The following is a 4,975-nucleotide window of genomic DNA, read 5'->3' as shown; positions in this document are numbered from 1 at the left end:
TGGACAAGGCCGCCGAGGTGCTGGCCCAGGCCCGCGCCGAGGCCGAGGTGCTGCGCGCCGCCGCCCACGAGCAGGGCCGCAACGACGGCTATGCCGAAGGCATGGCCCAGGCCCAGCACGAACTGGACGAGTTTCGCGCGGCCATGGGCGAATCGGTGTCCGCCGTGCTGTCCGCCATCCAGGGGCAGTGCTCGTCCATTTTTGCCGCGTGGCGCGGCGACCTGGTGGACCTGATGCGCACGGCGGTGGAGCGCAGCGTGGGCCTGGTGGTGGACGCGGAGCGCGCCGCCGTGCTGGAGACGCTGTTCGTGAAGTCGGTGCAGGCGCTGGAGCAGCGCCGTACCCTGACCGTGCGAGTGAACCCCGAGGACGAACCGGCTGTGGCCGACATCATCGCCGCCACCAAGGACCGCTTTCCCGGCCTGGAGGCCTGGAGCGTGCGGGGCGACGCGGGCATCGGCCCCGGCGGCATGGTGGTGGAAAGCCGCGACGGCATGGTGGACAACACCATCGAAACCCGCCGCCGGATCATCGAGGAAGTGCTGGCCGGGCTGACCCTGCCCGAGGATCGCCCATGATTTCGCCCGCGCCCCCGCCCGTGCTCCTGTCTGCACCCCTGCCCGCGCCATTGTTCGGGGACCGTCCGTGAGCCCTGTGGAAGGCCACCACGACAGCCGCCTGTCGGGGCTTGATCCTGCCGCCTGCCAGCGCCTGCTGGGCGAGGTGCAGGCCATGCAGACCTACGGCAAGGTCACCAAGGTGGTGGGCCTGGTTGCCGAAGGCTGCGGCATAAAGGCTCCGCTGGGCGCGGTGTGCCACATGCTGCCCGAAGGGTGCGAATCCGGCCTTGCGGGCGGAACCGTGCGGCAGGGCGCCGCGCCCGACCCCGCCACCTGCGAGGGCATTGCCGCAGAGGTGGTGGGCTTTCGCGACGGCAACCTGCTGTTCATGCCCTATGGCGACCTGCGCGGCATCCGCCCCGGCAGCCTCATCCGCAACACCAGCCTGCCCCCCGTCTTTCCCGTGGGCGACGCCCTGCTGGGCCGCGCCTTCGACGCCTTCGGCGCGCCGCTGGACAGCGGTGCCCATGTGGTCACCACCGGCGTGGCCCCCCTGTACGCCTCGCCCCCCAACCCGCTGGCCCGCCCCCGCATTTCCGATCCGCTGGACGTTGGCGTGCGCGTCATCAACAGCCTGCTCACCCTGGGCAAGGGGCAGCGCGTGGGCATCATGGCCGGTTCGGGCGTCGGCAAATCGACGCTCATGGGCATGATGGCCCGGTATACCGTGGCCGACGTGAACGTCATCGGCCTCATCGGCGAACGCGGCCGCGAGGTGGTGGAGTTCATGGAAAAGGACCTGGGGTCGGAAGGCATGGCCCGGTCCGTGGTCATCGTGGCCACGTCCGACCAGTCGCCGCTGGTGCGCATGCGCGCCGCCTATGCCGCCACCGCCGTGGCCGAACATTTCCGCGACCAGGGCAAGGACGTGCTGCTGATGATGGACTCGGTGACGCGCTTCGCCATGGCCGCGCGCGAGGTGGGGCTGGCCGTGGGTGAACCGCCCACGACCAAGGGCTACACCCCCACCGTGTTCGCCCAGCTGCCCAAGCTGCTGGAACGCGCGGGTCGCAGCGAAAAGGGCACCATCACCGGCATTTACACCGTGCTCGTGGACGGCGACGACTTCAACGAACCCATCGCCGACGCGGTGCGCTCCATTCTGGACGGGCACATAGTGCTCACCCGCGACCTGGCCGACATGGGTCACTTTCCCGCCATCGACGTGCTGCGCTCCATCAGCCGACTGCGTAGCGACATCTGCGCCAAGAACGTGGTGGACGCGGGCCGCGTGATCACCCGGCACCTGGCCACCTTCCGCAAGGCCGAGGACATGATCAACATCGGTGCCTACGCGCAGGGCAGCAACCCGGACATCGACAAGGCCATCGCCATGAACGGTCCCATCAATGCCTTTCTGCGCCAGGACGTGACCGATGCCGCGCCGCTGGCCGATTCGTTCGCACAGTTGCAGGGGCTGGCGGCGGGGTAGGGGCAGGTCCGAAGGGTGACGACGATTTTCCGGAACGAAAGCGGGCGGGGCAGCAATGTCCCGCCCGCCTTGCATGATGGCGATGCGTGTTTTGGACGCCTCTGGCGGCCAAGGGGGCAAGGCCCCCTTGGAACCCACAATTATCTGGTATGCGGAGTTGTTGGAAGATGTGAAACGGAGCGGGCGGGACATCGCTGTCCCGCCCGTGGCTTCCTGAGGGAAATCCTGCGCGGTGCGTCGGGGAGCAGGCTCAAGTCCTAGTGTCGCCCTGTGGCCAGACGCCACGCCCATACCGCCGCGCACCCGGCAAGCAGGCCCACCAGCCAGCCGCCCAGCACGTCGGAAGGGTAGTGCTTGCCAAGGTACAGGCGCGAATAGCCCACCACCAGCGGCAGCAGGAACACCAGCATTCGGACATTGAAGGCATCCGGGGTTCGGGGCGCGGGGCAGGGCGTGGGCATCTCCGGGGTGCCGTCCCTGCGCCGGGCGACGCAGGCCGCGCCAAGTCCGGGCAGCATGGCGTACAGGGCCACGGCCACGGCCATGGTATTGGCCGCATGGGCCGAGACGAAGGAATCGCCCTTGTTCTTGTGCTGCTTGAAGTCCACGGGGTTCTGCTGCCACTGCCCACCGTCGCGGTAGTGCACCAGCGGCAGGGCCTTCACCGGGCGCACCCGGTCGGTGGCCTTCTTGAACACGTTGCTGGAAGCATCGGCCAGCCCGGCGGCAATGCCCACCACCAGCAGCAGGGGCAGCAGCGGCCGCAGCCCGGCCTTGCCGGCGCGGGCTAGGTACAGGGCCGCGCAGGCGGCAATGGCCACCCACAGCAACAGGGTGCTGGAGATGAGCGGCATCAGCTGGTCCAGCGCCGCGTTGCGCCAGTCCACGTTGACGCGCAGCAGCCACTCGATGTCCCATGTAAAGGGGGTGTCGAAGATGTGCAGCATGGGGTGTGGGGAAAGAGTGTGAGGTGGGCCGGATGCCCGGGCGGGAACGAGGCGGGTGCGTACCTAGTTGAGGATGTAGCGCATGGGATTCACGCACACCCCGTTCAGACGCACCTCGTAGTGCAGGTGCGGGCCGGTGCTGCGCCCGGAGTTGCCGATGTAGCCGACCAGGTCGCCCCGGTTGATGGTCTGGCCTTCCTTCAGCACGAAGCGCTGCATGTGCGCGTAGCGGGTGGAAAGCCCCCCGCCGTGCTGCAGCACCACGCAGTTGCCGTAGGCGCCGTCCACGGCGGCAAAGGTGACGGTGCCGCGTGCCGGGGCGTAGATGGGCGTGCCGGGGCGGTTGATGACGTCGATGCCCTTGTGGAATTCGCCCTTGCCGGTGAAGGGCGAGACACGCATGCCGAAGGTGGAGGAAATGTAGCCGTCGGCGGGCCAGATGGAGGGCGTGGCGGCCAGCACCTCGCGGTTGTCGCGCAGGGTGCGCACCAGTTCCTGCTGGCGCACCTCTTCCAGCCGCACGTCGGTGGAAAGCTGTTGCAAAAAGCTGTGCATCTTGCGGGCCAGCAACTCCTGGCGATGCAGGGGCAGGTAGCTCTTGGAAAAATCTTCGGAGCGCGAGCCGCCCATTGAGGCGGTTTCGCCGGGGTCCTTCTCCATGTTCATCATCAGGCGCAGCTTGGAGTCGAACTGCTGCACGCGCGAAAGGTCGGCCTGCAGGGTGCGCACCTTGCCCACCATGTTCAGCATCTGGCCGTTCTGTTCCTCCACCGTGCGCTCGGCCTCGGCCAGGCGACGCTGCAACGCCACGTTTTCCGTATAGAAGCCCCACAGCCACACGTTGGCACCGGCCAGCGCCAGCACAAGGCAGACCACGGCAAAGCCGAACCACCCGCGCATGCGCAGGTTGCGGTGGGCTCCGTCGCGTTCCTTGAGGATGACGATGTGGTATTTGCCGAGCAGCATGTGTCGGGCGTGGTCCTTGGTTGTGTGGGGCCTGGTTGACGGGGCCGGAGGTGGACAGCGCCGGGCAGCAGAGGGGCCGGGTCGCACGGGAGCCGGAAGTGCAGGCGTGGCTGGCCGCGTTGCGGCTGGCGTCAGGATTTAGCCACTGGTCTAGCGTTATTGGTCCGAGGGTGTCAACCCGAGCTGCCAACGAATCAACCCGTTGAAAATGTTGGCTTTGGCGAATTTGTTGCCCTTGCACAGTTCCTTCACTTCGGCGGTCATCTCGCTGCGGCGCGAATCGAAGGCCGATGGGCAGGGGTTGCTCCACACGGGCAGGTTCCACTGCTTCACGGCGCGGGCAATGACCGGCTTTTCCACCAGCATCATGGGGCGGATCACCGTCAACCTGCCGCCGAAGAAGGCTTCCTTCATGGACATGCCGTCCACCCGGCCGGTCTGCACCAGGTTCATGAAGAAGGTGGTCACCAGGTCGTCTGCGTTATGGCCGAAAGCCAGGTGGGTCAGCCCGTACTGCTTGCACAGTTCGAACAGCCGGGTGCGGCGCAGCTTGGCGCAGTAGAAGCAGGGCGAATTGCGCAGGTTGGCGGGCGAATGGGCCACGGGGCCGTGGTCGGTGACCTCGATGTGCGAGGCCACGCCGTTGGCGCGCAGCCAGGGCAGCAGCGGGGCGTGGTTGTGCGGATCGAAGCCGGGATTCACGTGCAGGGCCATGATTTCGAACTTGAAGGGCACGATGCGCTGGCGCAGCTTCAGCACCTGCAGCAGCACCCAGCTGTCCATGCCGCCCGAAACGGCCACGCCGATGCGCGCGCCGGGGTGAATCATGGCGGTCTGCTGCATCAGCTTGCCTGCGGCGGTGACGCACTGCTTCTGGGCGTAGGACAGTTTTTCGCGGGGCATGGAAATCTCCGTATGTCGGGATGGCGGGCCGGGCGGGGGCTTGCGGCAGGGGCGGCGGGTGCGGGGTGATGCGGCACGGCTGGGCGCATGGCCGGATGCCGCCCGGC

General features: G+C 67.6%; 5 protein-coding genes. 2 read left to right on the top strand and 3 right to left on the bottom strand.

The window, feature by feature from the left end; genetic code table 11:
• Both FVW27_RS07770 and FVW27_RS07765 read left to right on the top strand, forming a co-directional pair.
• Positions 1–578: FliH/SctL family protein (locus FVW27_RS07770; protein WP_167124096.1), on the top strand; the 578-nt coding region annotated here is incomplete at its 5' end.
• A 100-nt stretch (positions 579–678) separates the two neighbouring features.
• Positions 679–2,052 carry a FliI/YscN family ATPase gene (locus tag FVW27_RS07765; RefSeq protein WP_167124098.1) on the top strand — a complete coding sequence of 458 codons (1,374 nt, stop codon included), beginning with the start codon at positions 679–681 and terminating at the stop codon, positions 2,050–2,052.
• A gap of 257 nt (positions 2,053–2,309) precedes the next feature.
• Here the strand turns inward: FVW27_RS07765 and FVW27_RS07760 are convergent, their stop codons facing one another.
• The 3 genes from FVW27_RS07760 to FVW27_RS07750 all read right to left on the bottom strand — a co-directional run bounded on the left by FVW27_RS07760 (position 2,310) and on the right by FVW27_RS07750 (position 4,868).
• The gene (locus FVW27_RS07760) at positions 2,310–2,999 is read right to left on the bottom strand and encodes a phosphatase PAP2 family protein (protein WP_167124094.1); all 690 of its coding nucleotides are present in this window, start codon (positions 2,997–2,999) and stop codon (positions 2,310–2,312) included.
• A 63-nt stretch (positions 3,000–3,062) separates the two neighbouring features.
• The gene (locus tag FVW27_RS07755; RefSeq protein WP_167124092.1) at positions 3,063–3,965 is read right to left on the bottom strand and encodes a M23 family metallopeptidase; all 903 of its coding nucleotides are present in this window, start codon (positions 3,963–3,965) and stop codon (positions 3,063–3,065) included.
• A 156-nt stretch (positions 3,966–4,121) separates the two neighbouring features.
• Entirely contained in the window at positions 4,122–4,868 is a 747-nt protein-coding gene (locus tag FVW27_RS07750; protein ID WP_167124090.1) for a tRNA lysidine(34) synthetase, read from the bottom strand.
• Between the last annotated feature and the right edge of the window lie 107 nt (positions 4,869–4,975).

The organism is Nitratidesulfovibrio liaohensis, assembly GCF_011682075.1.
GTDB classification, from domain to species: domain Bacteria; phylum Desulfobacterota; class Desulfovibrionia; order Desulfovibrionales; family Desulfovibrionaceae; genus Cupidesulfovibrio; species Cupidesulfovibrio liaohensis.
The sequence above is the reverse complement of the archived record's forward strand: the minus strand, read 5'-3'. Positions and strand labels throughout refer to the sequence as shown.